General features: G+C 41.9%; 18 protein-coding genes. 8 read left to right on the top strand and 10 right to left on the bottom strand.

Translation table 11 applies throughout. From position 1 onward, the window contains the following. The 3 genes from ACM0OP_RS08815 to ACM0OP_RS08805 form a co-directional block, all read left to right on the top strand. Positions 1-363, top strand: a 363-nt coding sequence (locus tag ACM0OP_RS08815) for a Crp/Fnr family transcriptional regulator (RefSeq protein WP_414528024.1), incomplete at its 5' end; no start/stop codon positions are given. Positions 364-381: 18 nt separating this feature from the next. Then, the gene (locus ACM0OP_RS08810; RefSeq protein WP_414528023.1) at positions 382-693 is read left to right on the top strand and encodes a GNAT family N-acetyltransferase; all 312 of its coding nucleotides are present in this window, start codon (positions 382-384) and stop codon (positions 691-693) included. A gap of 294 nt (positions 694-987) precedes the next feature. Then, positions 988-1,224: a GNAT family N-acetyltransferase gene (locus ACM0OP_RS08805; RefSeq protein ID WP_414528021.1), complete on the top strand. Its 237-nt coding sequence runs from the start codon at positions 988-990 to the stop codon at positions 1,222-1,224. Between the two features lie 41 nt (positions 1,225-1,265). On the opposite strand, the gene ACM0OP_RS08800 is transcribed toward ACM0OP_RS08805, so the two are convergent. The 3 genes from ACM0OP_RS08800 to ACM0OP_RS08790 all read right to left on the bottom strand — a co-directional run bounded on the left by ACM0OP_RS08800 (position 1,266) and on the right by ACM0OP_RS08790 (position 3,932). Further along, the gene (locus ACM0OP_RS08800; RefSeq protein WP_414528020.1) at positions 1,266-2,237 is read right to left on the bottom strand and encodes a hypothetical protein; all 972 of its coding nucleotides are present in this window, start codon (positions 2,235-2,237) and stop codon (positions 1,266-1,268) included. A gap of 11 nt (positions 2,238-2,248) precedes the next feature. Continuing rightward, a complete protein-coding gene (locus ACM0OP_RS08795) occupies positions 2,249-2,494 on the bottom strand; it encodes a hypothetical protein (RefSeq protein WP_239727315.1) in 246 nt (81 codons plus the stop codon). A gap of 586 nt (positions 2,495-3,080) precedes the next feature. Then, entirely contained in the window at positions 3,081-3,932 is an 852-nt protein-coding gene (locus ACM0OP_RS08790; protein WP_414528019.1) for a PRC-barrel domain-containing protein, read from the bottom strand. A 143-nt stretch (positions 3,933-4,075) separates the two neighbouring features. On the opposite strand from ACM0OP_RS08790, the gene ACM0OP_RS08785 reads away from it, so the two are divergent. After that, a complete protein-coding gene (locus tag ACM0OP_RS08785; protein ID WP_414528018.1) occupies positions 4,076-4,408 on the top strand; it encodes a lipopolysaccharide assembly protein LapA domain-containing protein in 333 nt (110 codons plus the stop codon). Positions 4,409-4,611: 203 nt separating this feature from the next. On the opposite strand, the gene ACM0OP_RS08780 is transcribed toward ACM0OP_RS08785, so the two are convergent. The 3 genes from ACM0OP_RS08780 to ACM0OP_RS08770 all read right to left on the bottom strand — a co-directional run bounded on the left by ACM0OP_RS08780 (position 4,612) and on the right by ACM0OP_RS08770 (position 7,038). Beyond that, positions 4,612-5,271, bottom strand: a complete 660-nt coding sequence (locus ACM0OP_RS08780) for a phosphoribosyltransferase (RefSeq protein WP_414528017.1) — start codon at positions 5,269-5,271, stop codon at positions 4,612-4,614. A gap of 429 nt (positions 5,272-5,700) precedes the next feature. Further along, on the bottom strand, positions 5,701-6,294 hold the full coding sequence (locus ACM0OP_RS08775; protein WP_006197617.1) for an ATP-dependent Clp protease proteolytic subunit: 594 nt from the start codon (positions 6,292-6,294) through the stop codon (positions 5,701-5,703). 81 nt (positions 6,295-6,375) lie between these two features. Beyond that, a complete protein-coding gene (locus ACM0OP_RS08770) occupies positions 6,376-7,038 on the bottom strand; it encodes an ATP-dependent Clp protease proteolytic subunit (protein ID WP_414528016.1) in 663 nt (220 codons plus the stop codon). Positions 7,039-7,412: 374 nt separating this feature from the next. Between ACM0OP_RS08770 and ACM0OP_RS08765 the strand changes: the two genes are divergently transcribed. The 3 genes from ACM0OP_RS08765 to ACM0OP_RS08755 all read left to right on the top strand — a co-directional run bounded on the left by ACM0OP_RS08765 (position 7,413) and on the right by ACM0OP_RS08755 (position 10,282). Further along, positions 7,413-8,669 (top strand): vWA domain-containing protein, encoded by a 1,257-nt coding sequence (locus ACM0OP_RS08765; protein WP_414528015.1) that lies wholly within the window; start codon positions 7,413-7,415, stop codon positions 8,667-8,669. Next, a complete protein-coding gene (locus ACM0OP_RS08760; RefSeq protein WP_414528014.1) occupies positions 8,666-9,949 on the top strand; it encodes a vWA domain-containing protein in 1,284 nt (427 codons plus the stop codon). Before ACM0OP_RS08765 ends, ACM0OP_RS08760 begins: the two co-directional genes overlap by 4 nt. Positions 9,950-10,075: 126 nt before the next feature. Further along, on the top strand, positions 10,076-10,282 hold the full coding sequence (locus ACM0OP_RS08755) for a hypothetical protein (RefSeq protein WP_414528013.1): 207 nt from the start codon (positions 10,076-10,078) through the stop codon (positions 10,280-10,282). 16 nt (positions 10,283-10,298) lie between these two features. On the opposite strand, the gene ACM0OP_RS08750 is transcribed toward ACM0OP_RS08755, so the two are convergent. The 3 genes from ACM0OP_RS08750 to ACM0OP_RS08740 are packed head-to-tail and all read right to left on the bottom strand — an operon-like array spanning position 10,299 to position 11,823. Beyond that, positions 10,299-10,547, bottom strand: a complete 249-nt coding sequence (locus ACM0OP_RS08750; protein ID WP_414528012.1) for a helix-turn-helix domain-containing protein — start codon at positions 10,545-10,547, stop codon at positions 10,299-10,301. A 10-nt stretch (positions 10,548-10,557) separates the two neighbouring features. Beyond that, entirely contained in the window at positions 10,558-10,740 is a 183-nt protein-coding gene (locus ACM0OP_RS08745) for a hypothetical protein (protein ID WP_414528011.1), read from the bottom strand. Positions 10,741-10,746: 6 nt separating this feature from the next. Beyond that, positions 10,747-11,823, bottom strand: a complete 1,077-nt coding sequence (locus ACM0OP_RS08740; RefSeq protein WP_414528010.1) for a PIN/TRAM domain-containing protein — start codon at positions 11,821-11,823, stop codon at positions 10,747-10,749. Between the two features lie 243 nt (positions 11,824-12,066). On the opposite strand from ACM0OP_RS08740, the gene hemW reads away from it, so the two are divergent. Then, positions 12,067-13,248, top strand: coding sequence for a radical SAM family heme chaperone HemW (hemW, locus tag ACM0OP_RS08735; RefSeq protein WP_414528009.1), 1,182 nt, complete (start codon positions 12,067-12,069; stop codon positions 13,246-13,248). Positions 13,249-13,407: 159 nt separating this feature from the next. On the opposite strand, the gene ACM0OP_RS08730 is transcribed toward hemW, so the two are convergent. Further along, entirely contained in the window at positions 13,408-15,228 is a 1,821-nt protein-coding gene (locus ACM0OP_RS08730) for a bifunctional serine/threonine-protein kinase/formylglycine-generating enzyme family protein (protein WP_414528008.1), read from the bottom strand.

The following is a 15,228-nucleotide window of genomic DNA, read 5'->3' as shown; positions in this document are numbered from 1 at the left end:
ACCATATTTTGGGTTATTTTTATCACCTCTTTCTTAACATTCAACACTTCTGCATTAAACCCTATGTTGAGCCATATCTTGTTACCAAAAATCAATCAAAGGTTACAACAAACAGAAGCATTTTTAGTGATTGCTGGTAAACGAAGGGTTGAGGAAAGACTATACAATTTATTGCTATTCTTAAAAGACCAAATTGGCGAAACAGTAGCAGAAGGAACTCGCTTAAGTGTGCGCTTAACTCATGAAGATATTGCTAGCGCTTGCTGTTCTACTAGAGTGACAATCACCCGATTGATGGGCAAATTACAACAAGAAGGCTTAATTAGTTTTGACTCTAAAAAATATATGATTTTAAAAGACTAAGTTATTTCTTTTGTGTAAATGCTAATTCCTCAACTCGACACCCCACGTCTGATTATGCGCGGATTTCGTGCAGCAGACATTGACGCTTACGCGCAAATGTGCGGTGATCCGGAAGTCATGCGCTACATTGGTACAGGAAAACCCCTATCTCGTGAAGATTCTTGGCGAAATATGGCCATGATTATTGGTCATTGGGAACTGCGGGGTTATGGGATGTGGGCTGTTGAGGAAAGGCAAAGTGGTGAAATGATTGGCCGGATTGGCTGCTGGCAACCAGAGGGGTGGCCGGGGTTTGAAATTGGTTGGAGTTTACCGAAAATTTGGGTTTAAAGCCCCGTCCTTATAGGACGGCTTTGGTGATATTATGTTTTTAGCGGTAAAGCGCACAAATAAAAAACGAAGTAGGTCAAGCGGACGACTCCTGATCCGGAACCCTGGTAGTATAAATCCTAAATCTTGTATAAATGTGGGAGTAAAGCAAAAATTCCAGAAATCGTTTCAAACGCGGTCGGGCAGTCCGTGTATGCTTGTGGACGTATCCAAACGGGGAGATTTGAATATTTTATATTCAGGTTTCTAGTTCGGACGGATGAAGCAAGAATCCTCATACCTTTAGGCTGAGGAGTGTCAAGACGGGCTTATTGGGGACGTGGCTTGGCTACAGAAGGTGCAAAGGCCGCCATAGAATATACTTTTCATGAGTTAAAGCAGTCCCATCTGATTAGTTTGATTTTTCCAGAGAATATTGCTTCTATAGGAGTCGCCCAGAAGTTAGGGCAAAAATTGCAAGGGAAGGCGGTAATTTTAGGAAATGAGGTGGTAGTTTACGAGATGCGGCGAGAAGATTGGGTAACAATCTAGGGGAGCAGGGAAAAAATCAACTATTTTCCCCCTCATCCCCCTTATCTCCCTCGGCTGACCGCTAACATCAACTTTGAGTCCCAAGTATAGAAGCCAATTTTGTCAGGAACTCTAGAAAATCGCCCGGTACGATAGCCTCTGGATAGTTCATTCAGTACCTTAGTTTTCACTTCTCGTACTTGCGGATCATCTAGTTCTCCATAAATGCCGGTAATGATTTCCGCCACGCTAAAAACTGTTCCTGAATGTTTTTCTAAGAAATCAGAAAGAGCATCTATGAGAAAATTACCCTCAAATTCTGGCAACATGGGGATGGAATTTGTCTGGGAAATTGTCTGCTGTTTCTTGGTGTGGGATTTCCCAGTATGAGAGTAACGTTTAGTGTGGTTAGAAGTGACTAAACTTAAATCCAGAGTATAACAGCCAGGCTCGTCTGGGATACCCCACCAAGCACCCTTTTCTCTACCCTGTGTGAGGGAGGATTGAACTCTAGCTTTGACTACTTTAAAAATTGTTGGCTCTAAATCTCCATACAGCGATCGCACAATAAAATCTATATGACAAACAGTACCAATATGCGACTGTAACAGATATTTAATAGCTGTCATGCGACTTTGAGATTTATACTCAGGTAACATGGGAATATCTGGGAATTTTTGAGATTCATCTTCCCTGTCTAAATATCTCGCCGATTTTGGCGTTTCGGGAATCTTTTCTGACTCTTGAGGTGGAGAATTGTTAGCACCATTCAGGGTTTGATCAGGTGTAGATAACAAAGAATCTTCTTTATATGAAGCACACACCTCTGGTAGCATCTTAACATTTTTCAGATGGGAATAATTATCTGAAGAAGTAGAGGAATGAGATAATAAAGCATCTACATGATCAAGCTGTTCACGTGCCTGTGTGTATAGGCTTTCATACTCTTTAACGAGGCTAGCATAGTAGTCTCGTAACTCTAATAGTGGAGATAGAAAGGCTTCCGGGGTTTCTAATGGTAATAGGTTATTCATCAAACTAGAAATCATCCTAAATCAATATCACTTTTGTAAGTCATGGCTCTAGGTTTGGCTTTTTGAGATGACTGATGGGATTTTTTAGGTGCTTGCGGTGGTCGGCATTGTTCGCAATATAATGGACGGGGGCCAAAAGTTTCCCGTTGTGTAGTTTGGTCACACTGCTTACAGACAAAATGGAAAACACGAGTATGAATCTGTCTTTTATGAGCGCGGACAGTATATTCCCTAACATCAATGAATTTACTAGGCATAATCCCAAAGAGTGAATTTTATTCCTATCAATATAGCTATTCAAGCAAATGAAATCTGATCAGTGTATCTTCTGTAAGTTTTATTCCCATAAGTAATTTAGATGAAGATAGTTTACAACTGAGCAGTAGAGTATCTATTGAAAATACATATAGTTAATTATCACCATTCAAGTGTCTATCTCTTCTATATCTTTGGGGTACTAAATAGATAAATTAGGCATATTTTTAGCAAAATTTATGACAAATTGGCTGCATTCTTCATGTTGCATTGGAATTGATTGGTTTTTGTGCTGGTGATATAGCTAGGGAGTGGGGAGTAGGGAAAAAGCCTTTCAGTATAATAAAAAACCGCCTGCTGCGATTGTGAGGCGGTGATTTCATTAAACATGATTGTTTCGTAGCCAAATGTCTTTCCCATTACAGTAAATAGCTGAACTTAACAACTGTTATTAGGGTATTCCCGATTTCTTCAGGAAATGGGGGAGCTATAGGACTCCTATTTGATTTCTGTTGGCGTAGTCTGCGCTTTACGCTTACAACTGAAAAAGCTGTTTTCTATTCCCTACTCCCCTGCGATCACAGATGTTTAGGTTTCATCGGCAAAATTGCCAGTTTCGGGGGTTAATGTTGATGACTCCGCTTGTATTTTAGTCTCGGTAGTAGAGATATTTTCTTCTACTATATCTGTCTGTGGTTTTTCCTTGCCTTTCACTTTCTCAATAGCTTTCTGAAATCCTGATTTAACATTTTCTAATTCCTGTTTAGTGCGTTGATAATCTTCTTGGATAAATTCCGTAGCTTGACTAATTTTTTCATTGAAATTAACCTGACCAACAGCTTTTTGTAATACTGGTTTCACACCTTCTAAATCTTTTTTGGTGCGTTCGTAATCTTCTTGCACAAATTCTGTAGCTTGAGTAAATTTTTCACCCAATCCCTCATGATACTTCTGAGGATTATCCACAGCTTTTTCTAAAACAATAACGCGCTTATCGCCTACACTGGAAATCATAATTGGCGCAAGTAAATATGTACCTTCCATTAATCCTTGCCAACCATTGGGGGAAAACATATAGTTAACCACTTCCCCTGTTTCTTTATGAAATAGCAAGTCGATAATTTTTCCGACTTTGTTACCATTATTAGTCCACACTTCACTACCCAGGACTGGGTTGATTGATTCGGTGATAGTTGAGGTGTGATCGTCTTTATGTTTAACTATCAGGCTATCAGCACCAATGGCTTCAATTTCTTTCCAGGCGAAGGTTTTTTTTTGATTACCCAATAATCCTGATTTACAGGTAAAGCCTACAACTCTTTGTCCCTGACTATCTAGTAAAAATCTTGACACACGACCAACTTCTTCCACTGTTTCACGGTCAAGGACTAAACGATTTAACACTTCACTGTGCTTGACAACTTGAGATAGTGTAGACATATTAAAAATACCTACCAATGATTAATAATTTATGATAACATTATACTCGCAATTTAATACTGATGTATTTTGTATTAAGTTCTGAGAATTTTGGGTAAAACAATTGCCAAACTAGTCACTATAGCTAGAGGTCATCATTAACAATGCAGGTATTTTCGATTATTGCCGTCTTGGTCGCCTTATTAGCTGTAGTTTTTGCATTTCAAAATGCTGTTCCTATTGCTGTAACTTTTTTCGATCTTAATTTTCAGGCTTCATTAGCAATTATACTAATTTGGACTTTGGGGATTGGGATTCTCATCGGGTTATTAGTGTCAATTCCCAGTGTGGTGCAACGAAATTTAAAAATTTCTAAACATAGGGCAAAAGTTGCAGAACTAGAGAATGAGGCGAATAAATATCTAGAGACAATCAACCATCAAAGACAAAGAATTGAAAATCTGGAAAGGCATTTAAGTTCCCAGGAGAATAGCTAAATATTATACCAAATTAATATGAAGTTGCACATTATTTTCACCCCTCCCAGCCTCCCCTTACCAAGGGGAGGAGCCGAAGGCCGTGGGGTTCTTTCTATGCGTCTTTATATAAAACAGGTATTAGCTATGATGATGTTGTGAATAATTCAACTATGAATGGTATTTTTTGTCTTCAGTTCTTTAGCAGTTGCTATAATTGGCAATTATCGGGACAATAGTTGATAGTTGATTTGAGCTTTGTCTAGTAGTTCACGAACTTGAGCATCTGTAGTTTGGGGAAAGTCTTTGTACCATAGACCAACACTATAGAAGGGTTCGGGTGTGGTGACACAGAGGATTTCGTCTACTCTAGTTTGTAATTTTCGACAAGTGGTTGGAGCGGCTACGGGTACAGCAATGATGATGCGGGCTGGGTGTTGTCGTCGTACAGAAGCCACGGCGGCCCACATAGTTGCACCTGTGGCTAAACCATCATCGACTAAGATGACTGTGCGTTTTTGTAAATCAGGGAAAGGGCGATCGCCCCGATAAAGGTGTTCCCGACGTTCTAATTCTCGTTCTTCTTGCGCCGCTACTCTGGCAATTTTTTCTTCTGATATCTTCAATGAGTTAATAATATATTGATTAATAATCCGCACGCCACCAACTGCGATCGCACCCATTGCTAATTCTTCTTGCTCAGGTACACCCAGTTTCCGCACCACCAGCACATCTAAGGGAGCCTTTAATGCTTGAGCAACTTCAAAGGCGACGGGTACACCACCCCTGGGAAGACCTAATACAATTACATCTGAGCGATTGGTATAGTTTGTTAATTTCTCAACTAACATTTGACCTGCTATTGTGCGATTTTGAAATAGCATGGTGGTTTTCTCCTGATATTTGTCTCAGAAACGATATTGTAGAGCGATCGCCCTCAACAAAGGTTAAGATTTTGCTCAAGTTTTGCTCTGATTCCTTAATTGATCCTAAAAAGCTATACGTGAGATGACATCTGACTAACGAGACGACATGATCAATGTCTTGATCTATCTAATGGAAGATATAGCTGGGGACTGGGGATTGGGGATTGGGGACTGGGGATTGGGGATTGGGGACTGGGGATTGGGGATTGGGTAGCCGCAAACCCTAAGTATTAAAACGGACTTGATATAAAAATTTAAAGTTGAACAAAAAAACCCGACTAGGAAAATTTAGCTAGGCTGATTTTCATAATCGGGGGAGTTTAAAAATTTGTTTGAGAAATGGGGAAGGAGTAAATTTGCGATTTTTTACCCCTAATACCCGTGATATTACGGACGTTCTTCAATTACACGGTCAATCAAACCGTATTCCTTAGCTTCAGCAGCAGACATGAAAAAGTCCCGATCCATGTCTTTTTCAATCTTCGATATATCCTGACCAGTCTTTTCAGCATAAATACCGTTAAGCTGGTGACGGATTCGCAGAATTTCTCTAGCTTCAATTTCGATATCGCTAGCTTGTCCACGAGTCCCACCAGAGGGCTGGTGAATCATAATCCGAGAATGGGGTAATGCCATGCGTTTACCCTTGGTGCCGGCTGCTAGGAGGAATGATCCCATTGAGGCGGCTAAACCTACACAAATTGTCACCACATCTGATTTGATATGTTGCATGGTGTCAAAAATTGCCATGCCGGAAGTCACCATACCACCAGGGGAATTTATGTATAAATAAATATCCTTACCTGGATCATCGGAATCCAGATACAGCATGACGGCAATAATTTGGTTAGCAATTTCGTCATCAACATCTCGTCCCAAGAAAATAATCCGTTCCCGGTAGAGACGATCATAAATACTAATCCAATCTGTATATTGTCCTCCGGGCATCCGGTAAGGAACTTTAGGAACACCTATAGGCATCTTCGTTACTCCGTGTGTAATTTAGTTATGAGTCATTAGTTATGGGTAAATTTCCCCAAGGATAATGACTATCCACAGTTCTTAGAGAACACTGGCAGGTAATGGGGGATTGGCAAGTTCTTCTTTCTCAAAAACTCGGTCAATCAAACCATATTCCTTCGCTTCATAAGGAGTCATGTATAACAGACGATCCATGTCCTTGGTAATTTTTTCGGGTGCTTGTCCGGTAGTTTTACCCAGAATATCAACTAAGGAAGTTTTGTTGATCAGAACTTCCCTTGCCCGAATTTGAATATCCGTTGCTTGACCTTGGGCGAAGCTTTTTGGTTGATGCAGGATAATAGAGGAGTGGGGCAAACTAGCGCGGCAACCTTTTGTACCTGCACTGAGTATCATGGCAGACATACCCATTGCCGAACCAATGCAAATGGTGTGGATGGGAGGCTTGATGTATTTCATGGTGTCATAGATGGCGAAGGCTTCGGTTTCAAAGCCAACTGGTTCGCCACTGTATCCGGAAGTACCCGTGGAGTTGATGTAGATTTTGATGGGTTTTTCGGGATCTTCGGACTGTAAATAAAGCAATTCGGCGATAATTAATTCCGTAACCGCAGGCACTAATGGCATTCCCAGATATACAATTCGTTCCTTCATTAATAAGGAAGGTAAATCTGGCGGCGGTGTCCGGTAAAAACTATCACCTTGATAAGGGGCTTGCACAGCCTTGATTGGGGAATTGTCCATAGCAACTGATCGCCTGAAACTACGCCGTTAACTGTAATACATCCTAACGCGATGCTAGCGCACATCAAGTGTGGATTTCTCGCTAATTAGGGGAATGGGGACTGGGGATTGGGGATTGGGGATTGGGGACTGGGGATTGGGGACTGGGGATTAGGGACTGGGGATTGGGGAATGAGAACTGGGGAATGAGAACTGGGGATTGGGAAGTTACAATCTTTTCCCCCCTGCACCCTGCCCCCTGCCCCCCTGCCTCTTCTCCCCTGCTCCCTGCACCCTGCCCCCTGCCTCTTCTCCCTACTCCCTAATTTTTCCGTAGTGCTGATGTGGCGGTTTGAAGTTATTTATATAGATATGCTAACTAGGAATTTTAGGTTATGAAGGTCAATTTGCAGCCTATCTTGAATGATGGTAATTTGGACGCGCATCAACCCAGCAGTCAACGTCAGTTGTCAATATCGATTTCCGCGATCGCAGAAATTACAGATAGTCATGTCCCTCTGAATTTATGCTTAATTCTCGATCACAGTGGTTCGATGCATGGACAACCTCTGGAGACTGTGAAGCAAGCGGCCATTGGTTTGGTGGATAGACTTAAGCCGGGCGATCGCCTGAGTGTTGTGGCTTTTGATCACCGTGCTAAGGTCTTGGTGAATAATCAAGCCGTTACCAACCCAGATCAAATTAAAAAACAAATTAAAAGTTTATCAGCAGACGGTGGGACGGCTATTGATGAAGGTTTGCGTGTGGGAATTGAGGAATTAGCTAAGGGCAAAAAAGAAACTGTTTCTCAAGCCTTTTTATTAACCGATGGGGAAAACGAACACGGAGATAACCAACGCTGTTTGAAATTGGCTCAACTGGCCACTGGCTATAATTTGACTTTAAACACGTTAGGATTTGGTGACAAATGGAATCAAGATATTTTAGAAAAAATCGCTGATGCTGGCTTAGGTAGTTTGTCCCACATTCAAAAACCGGAACAAGCCGCAGATGAGTTTAACCGCTTGTTTAGCCGGGTGCAAACGGTGGGATTAACGAATGCTTATTTGCTGATTTCCCTGAAACCTTATATCCGCCTAGCAGAACTCAAACCCATTGCCCAGGTTGCCCCAGAGACGATTGAGATCCCTATGCAGCAAGAAGCAGATGGACGCTTTGCTGTGCGCTTGGGTGATTTAATGAAAGATGCAGAAAGGGTGATATTGGCTAATATTTATCTGGGACAGTTGCCAGAAGGTAGACAGGCGATCGCTGATGTGCAAGTTCGCTACGATGACCCGGCTCAAAATAAAATGGGTTTATTGACTGACAAAATTTCAGTATATGCCAATGTCACCCCGGCTTATCAACCACAGATAGATTCTCGTGTGCAGAAGTCGATTTTGGCATTAGCTAAATACAGACAAACCCAGTTAGCTGAGGCAAAATTACAGCAGGGCGATCGCGCCGGGGCGGCCACAATGCTGCAAACTGCCGCTAAAACTGCTCTGCAAATGGGGGATCAAGGCGCGGCCACAGTGTTACAAACCTCTGCCACTCAACTCCAATCCGGTGGTGACTTATCCGAGAGCGATCGCAAGAAAACCAGAATTGTCTCCAAAACCGTGTTGCAAGATACTCCTCCCCAATGAAAGTTCAATTGCTCTGTGCCTTAAATGATACTAATGTTGATGCGGCTCAAGCGAGCAACCAACGTCAACTATCTATTTCAATTTCGGCGGTTCCTGATGAATTGCACCAGCATTTACCATTGAACCTCTGCTTAATTCTGGATAAGAGTGGTTCCATGCATGGTAAAGCCATCACCACAGTAATTCAGGCAGTAGAGCAATTATTAGACAGGCTACAGCCAGGGGATCGTATTGCGGTTGTAGCTTTTGCTGGGTCTGCTGAAGTGATTATCCCCAACCAAACAGTACAGAACCTGGAAAGCATTAAAGCCCAGATTCACAAGAAACTCAAGGCTAGCGGCGGCACATCCATAGCCGAAGGCTTACAGATGGGAATCACAGAACTAATGAAAGGGACAAAAGGCGCTGTTTCCCAAGCATTTCTGCTCACAGATGGTCATGGGGAAACTGGCTTACGGATTTGGAAATTGCAAATTGGCAAAGATGACAATCAACGCTGTTTACAACTAGCACATAAAGCCACTAAAATCAACCTGACTATCAATACTTTGGGTTTTGGTAATGATTGGAATCAGGATCTATTAGAAAAAATTGCCGATGCAGGAGGCGGGACTTTAGCCTACATTGAAAGTCCAGAACAAGCAGTGGATCAATTTCAGCATTTATTGCGGCGGATTCAGTCTGTGCGGCTCACTAATGCCTACCTGTTGCTATCTTTAGTTCCTGATGTCCGCCTCGCAGAATTTAAACCCATAGCCCAAGTTTCCCCAGACACCATTGAGTTACCAGTAGAAACAGAAACTCATGGCGGCTTTGCCGTGCGCTTGGGTGATTTGATGCAAGATATACAAAGGGTGGTTTTAGCTAATATTTATCTGGGACAATTACCAGAAGGTAAACAGGTGATTGGACATTTACAAATTCGCTACGATGATCCCTTTGGAAATCAACAAAACTTAGTTTCACCAATGGTACCGATATATGCAGATATCGTCAGAGATTATCAACCTGCACTCAATTCCTTAGTGCAGCAATCTACATTGACATTAGCTAAATATCGACAAACTCAGTTAGCAGAAACCAAACTGCAACAGGGCGATCGCACCGGGGCTGCTACAATGTTACAAACTGCTGCTAACACAGCCTTACAAATCGGAGATCAAGCCGCAGCCACAGTGTTACAAACCTCCGCCACCCGGCTGCAAGCCGGAGAAAAACTTTCGGAAGCAGACCTGAAAAAAACGCGCATGGTATCCAAGACAGTCTTACAAGATTCCTAAGCATAGGGTGGGCATCTCGCCTGCCCTTTTAATATTGTATTGTATTCATCAACTAGTTATTGTTTATTCTGACTACAAATATTCAAACAAATTTTTACGTAAACGTTTGAGGATTTTTTATTCTTAATGAAAATTGCTCAAGAAATATCTTTAATTAGTGCTGGGGATTTTGAAGAATCAAATGATTGGTCTATTATTCGCAGTGAAATCCGTGATGCTATCTCTCTAATTGTGCATCCGCCTGGTACATCGAGCTTTAAAATTAACCCCACAAGGCATGGTAATGGTGTCAAGCCAATTAAGGAAGCATTAATTTCACCTTTAGTGCTTTAGCTTGAGTTTATATACTCTATTTACTATTGTCAACAGAGTTGCCACCAGAAGTTGTACTACGGGGTTGATAAGGTTTTCCTGTAGGCAGATTTTTATATCTCTCAACTTCAGCAACTTCTATGTAGTAATAACGCCCTAGTTTGGAAGCTATGATCTGTTCATTCTTGATTAAGTCATGTACTCGTTGACGAGTTATACCAAGTATCTGGGCAGTTTGAGTTATGGAGAGTAATTTAGAAATATTGTGAGAACCAGAGTCTGTCATAGGTATCTATTTATTTTTTAAGCGCTTTCCAAGTCCCACCGTAAACATAAAATGGGTTATTTTCACTCACACCCACCCAACATTGACGACACACAAAAATCCAGTTACCTGCTTTTTCCCACTTCACCCTAAACAAAATCGGTGCAGATTGACTACACCGATCGCACAACTTAACTCGATTTTTACCTGACATTGACCCTCACGCCAAAGCTGAAGCTTGGGGTTTAGCAAAAATCATCCGTCCGGCGGTGGTTTGTAAAGCACTTGTCACCACTACCCGAACTTCACCACCGACATAATTTCTACCTTCTTCCACCACAACCATTGTGCCATCATCTAGGTAGCCCACTCCTTGACTGGGTTCTTTGCCTTCCTTGAGAATCTTCAAGTCAAGATTATCACCGGGCAAGTAAGTAGAACGCACAGCATTCACTAAGTCATTGACATTTAAAACAGGGACTTTCTGCACACTGGCGACTTTCGATAAGTTGTAATCATTAGTCAGTAGTGTACCGTTAATTTCTTGGGCAAAGCGCACTAGTTTAGCATCTACTGTGGCTGTATCTTCGTAGTCAACGGGGTGAATTAAAATCCGGTCTGGGTACTCTTGTTTAATCCGGTTAAGGATTTCTAATCCCCGCCGTCCCCGTACCCGCTTTTGATCTTTACTCGCATCGGCGACTTGTTGCAATTCCTGCAAGACAAACTGCGGGACTAAAATTTGTCCTTCGAGAAATCCGGTTTCCAGTAGGGATTCTATGCGCCCATCAATAATGCAACTAGTGTCTAAAACTTTAGTATTGGCAGGTTTTAGCGTCCCTTCCACTACCATTGTCTCTACGGTGTTGGGATTAATGAATCTTAATAAACCGCGTCCGTGGGTGTCTGCTAAATTCATCCCCGTCACAGCCAGGATAATACTGCCAACAACTGCTACCAATGGCTTAATAAAGCCAAAATCTGTGGGGATAGGGAGCAAGAATAATGGGGCTAACATTAAGTTAGCTAACAATAACCCAATTACCAAGCCAATGGCACGAGTTAAAATCATTTCTAGGGGCATTTCTCGGACTTGTGCTTCTAAGCGCCGATAGGACGTTTGGAAACTTAAACCGACTGCGCCGCCAATAATAGAGGCAAATACGGCAACAACTAGGCGTAAAGCGTCTAAATTTGTTACCCCATCTAGGGAACCATCGGGTAGTAGTTCAATGCTATAGAACCCTATTCCCGCAGCAGCGAGGATGAATGAGATAATGATAATGGCATCAAGCATAGTTTTGTGGTTTTCCTGCGATTATGTGACCCTATAAAGTCAAGTATTTTTCATCGGTAAGAGTGATTAATCAATATTGACTTACACTAGGCGTTGCAGCAGGGAATATCTGCAAATATTATAACCAAAGTCATTTCTCTTAATATTTTTCATGATTTTGTTGTTAAACGATAAAAATTTGGAAAAAATTACTTATTTTGCCTGTTTCTAGTTTTTAGTTGAGTTATTTAATTCTGGCTCACAATGAATCACCAAGTTAATAGTTTTGGGATTGCTAGTTCTGCTTATATACACATTCCTTTTTGCCGACGGCGGTGTTTTTATTGTGATTTTCCGGTTTTTGTGGTGGGCGATCGCCTCCGGGGAGAAACATCTGGTACAATCTCTCAATATGTTGAGGTACTCTGTCAAGAAATTGCCATGACGGGGGGTACTGGTGAACCTCTGAAAACAATTTTTTTTGGTGGTGGTACTCCTTCTTTACTTTCAATAGAACAGTTACAACGGATATTAGCAACCCTAGAAAAACATTTGGGGATTGTGGCTGGTGCAGAAATTTCTATGGAAGTAGACCCAGGAACCTTTGACTTAGCACATCTATCTGGCTACTGTAGCGCGGGGGTGAATCGGGTTAGTTTGGGTGTACAGGCGTTTCAACCAGAATTATTGCAGCTTGCGGGGCGATCTCACACTGTTGAAAACATTCTCACATCTGTAGACTTAATTCACCAAGTCGAAATTGCCGAATTTAGCTTAGACCTAATCTCAGGTTTACCGCATCAGTCTTTAGAACAATGGCAAGATTCTTTAAATCAAGCTGTCAAGCTGATGCCTACTCACATATCTATATATGACCTTACCATAGAAGCAGGAACAGCTTTCGGTCGTTATTACAAACCTGGGGATCAGCCATTACCAACGGATGAAACCACAGTCAAAATGTACGAAACAGCGCAACAAGTTTTGACAAGTGCAGGTTATGAACATTACGAAATTTCTAATTATGCCCTTCCCAGTCATCAATGTCAGCATAATCGAGTGTATTGGGAAAACCGCCCTTATTATGCATTTGGGATGGGTGCGGCCAGTTACACAGATGGAAAACGCTTTACTCGTCCGCGCAAAACTCAGGAATATTACCAGTGGGTGAAAGCTGGAGGTGTAATTGATTGCGAAGTGACACCACCAGGAGAGGTATTATTAGAAACTTTAATGTTAGGGTTACGTTTGGCTGAAGGTGTGAGTTTGGCAATGTTGGCGCAGAAGTTTGGGGAAGGAAAGGTAAAAGAGATTCACCAATGTTTACAGCCTTATTTAGACAAGGGTTGGGTGGAAGTAGTTGGGGGAAGGTTGCGTTTATCTGATCCCCAAGGGTTTTTGTTTTCTAATGTGGTGTTAGCTGATTTATTTGAAAAGTTGGGTTAAAGAGAAACGAACCGCCAAGACGCAAAGGACGCAAAGAAAGAAATCCTCAGTAGGGTGTGTATTATGTTAACTACTCATCCAAAAAATTAAAAAAATATTTGATCGCGCCAAGCGCGAGACGGGAAGAAGGGCAAAGAAAAAAGAGCAGAGTGCATAGGGCTAAAGTATCCTCGCCGAGGCACCACTATAGACAACCCGAAAACCCATAAGGCTGCACGCGTGGACTGGGAAGTTGTAGCCGCGACTGGCAGAACGGCAGCAGGAAGGGTAGGAGTTCCACGAACCACCGCGCAGCAGATATTTATTATGATTACCAATTAACCAGGCGCTACCGTCTCTGGGTGGATTATTACTATAATATCCGTGCCACTCATCCCGACACCATTCACATATATTACCACACATATCAAATAAACCAAAGGGGTTGGCAGGAAATTTTCCCACATCGGTTGTTTGTTCTCGATATTCACCCTTTGGGGCAAGACCATAGGTGTAATTGCCGTCGTAATTTGCCAAATCTGTGGTAATTATTTCACCAAAATAAAACGGCGTAGTCGTTCCCGCCCGACAAGCATATTCCCATTCAGCCTCACTGGGTAAGCGATAGGTTTTTCCAGTCCTTTGAGATAGTCGGGCGCAAAACTCCACAGCATCGTACCAAGAAACCGTTTCTACAGGTCGATTAGCACCTTTAAACTCAGATTGGTCGTCGGGATTTAAATTAATTTTCACCTTATCAAAAGCCGCAACGACTGCCCATTGAGCTTGAGTGACGGGAAATTTCCCCATAAAAAAAGGTTGAATGGTGACGCTGTGCTGGGGACTTTCACTGTCACTTCGTCTTGGCTCATTTTCTGGCGAACCCATGAGAAATTTACCCCCAGGAATTGCCACCATATCTATAACTACACCATTACCCAAGTCTTCTGTAAAAAACTCCGCACGTCCCCGACTGCGGTTAATATCATAGCTTTTCCCTATCCCGAAAAAACCTTTACTTGTTACCGTTATGGTAGCCGTTTCAAATTCAAAAGGCTGAGTTTGAATACTTGGGCGAGAAGGAGTTTTATTTTGAATATTTGGGCGAGAAGGAAGTTTAGATGATTTTCCTTCCACTTGTTGTCTCACTTCTGCAACAGACTGAAAACGATGCTTGGCGATGGGATCGGCTAACTTTTCCAGAATCTTACCCAATTCATCACTGACCACATTCCCATTCAAGTAATCCCGCCATACCCATTCTCCTTCTAGAGGACTATATAAATCAAAAGGGCTAATTCCTGTTAATAAATGTAGACAAGTTACCCCTAAACTATATAAATCACTGATAAAAAAGGGTTTCCCCATAGACTGTTCAGGAGCGCAATATTCCGCCGAACCGATAATTGTTCCTGTAGCTGTGCGTTGCTGTTGCTGGACTACCTTAGCCGCGCCAAAGTCTACTAAAAATAACTTGTTGTCACTGCTGCGCCGGATGATATTCTCTGGTTTAATATCTCGGTGAATTACTTGTTTACTATGGACAAATTCTAAGATTTCTAAGATTTCTAATAATAATGCTCTAATCTGTTTTTCGGTAAATACACGATTGTGATTTAACTCAGCTTGTAGGGTGTTTCCTTCCACAAATTCTTGCACTAAATATTGGCGATTATCTACGATAAAATAAGCCATCAATTCAGGAATTTGCGGATGTTTTCCTAACTCTTCTAATCGTTGTGCTTCCTGTGCAAATAACTGAGATGCTTTTTCAATGGTATCTGTCCCTTGCGCCTGGGGTAAAAATTGTTTAATTACACAATAGGGTTGGGACGGTTTATATTGATCTGTAGCTAGAAATGTGCGACCAAAACCACCTTGACCTAAAATTGAGCGGGGTATATACCTTTCTGTCAGCACTAATTTACTTCCGCATTTCTGACAGTATTGAAAATTGTCGGGGTTGGGGTGCAGACAGTCTGGGTTCAGACAATAGATCAT

The sequence above is a fragment of the Nodularia chucula CCY0103 genome (genome assembly GCF_963923915.1).
GTDB classification, from domain to species: Bacteria; Cyanobacteriota; Cyanobacteriia; order Cyanobacteriales; family Nostocaceae; genus Nodularia; species Nodularia chucula.
This window is presented reverse-complemented; position numbering and strand designations above follow the sequence as displayed.

Excerpts from the sequence above, each read along its gene's own strand:
- ACM0OP_RS08800 (WP_414528020.1), bottom strand. The coding sequence starts at position 2,237 with ATGAATAACCTATTACCATTAGAAACCCCGGAAGCCTTTCTATCTCCA.
- ACM0OP_RS08755 (WP_414528013.1), top strand. The coding sequence starts at position 10,076 with ATGAAAATTGCTCAAGAAATATCTTTAATTAGTGCTGGGGATTTTGAA.
- ACM0OP_RS08775 (WP_006197617.1), bottom strand. The coding sequence starts at position 6,294 with ATGCCTATAGGTGTTCCTAAAGTTCCTTACCGGATGCCCGGAGGACAA.
- ACM0OP_RS08790 (WP_414528019.1), bottom strand. The coding sequence starts at position 3,932 with ATGTCTACACTATCTCAAGTTGTCAAGCACAGTGAAGTGTTAAATCGT.
- ACM0OP_RS08810 (WP_414528023.1), top strand. The coding sequence starts at position 382 with ATGCTAATTCCTCAACTCGACACCCCACGTCTGATTATGCGCGGATTT.
- ACM0OP_RS08780 (WP_414528017.1), bottom strand. The coding sequence starts at position 5,271 with ATGCTATTTCAAAATCGCACAATAGCAGGTCAAATGTTAGTTGAGAAA.
- ACM0OP_RS08740 (WP_414528010.1), bottom strand. The coding sequence starts at position 11,823 with ATGCTTGATGCCATTATCATTATCTCATTCATCCTCGCTGCTGCGGGA.
- ACM0OP_RS08770 (WP_414528016.1), bottom strand. The coding sequence starts at position 7,038 with ATGGACAATTCCCCAATCAAGGCTGTGCAAGCCCCTTATCAAGGTGAT.
- hemW (WP_414528009.1), top strand. The coding sequence starts at position 12,067 with ATGAATCACCAAGTTAATAGTTTTGGGATTGCTAGTTCTGCTTATATA.
- ACM0OP_RS08730 (WP_414528008.1), bottom strand. The coding sequence starts at position 15,228 with ATGATCTATTGTCTGAACCCAGACTGTCTGCACCCCAACCCCGACAAT.
- ACM0OP_RS08760 (WP_414528014.1), top strand. The coding sequence starts at position 8,666 with ATGAAAGTTCAATTGCTCTGTGCCTTAAATGATACTAATGTTGATGCG.
- ACM0OP_RS08795 (WP_239727315.1), bottom strand. The coding sequence starts at position 2,494 with ATGCCTAGTAAATTCATTGATGTTAGGGAATATACTGTCCGCGCTCAT.
- ACM0OP_RS08750 (WP_414528012.1), bottom strand. The coding sequence starts at position 10,547 with ATGACAGACTCTGGTTCTCACAATATTTCTAAATTACTCTCCATAACT.
- ACM0OP_RS08785 (WP_414528018.1), top strand. The coding sequence starts at position 4,076 with ATGCAGGTATTTTCGATTATTGCCGTCTTGGTCGCCTTATTAGCTGTA.
- ACM0OP_RS08765 (WP_414528015.1), top strand. The coding sequence starts at position 7,413 with ATGAAGGTCAATTTGCAGCCTATCTTGAATGATGGTAATTTGGACGCG.
- ACM0OP_RS08745 (WP_414528011.1), bottom strand. The coding sequence starts at position 10,740 with ATGTCAGGTAAAAATCGAGTTAAGTTGTGCGATCGGTGTAGTCAATCT.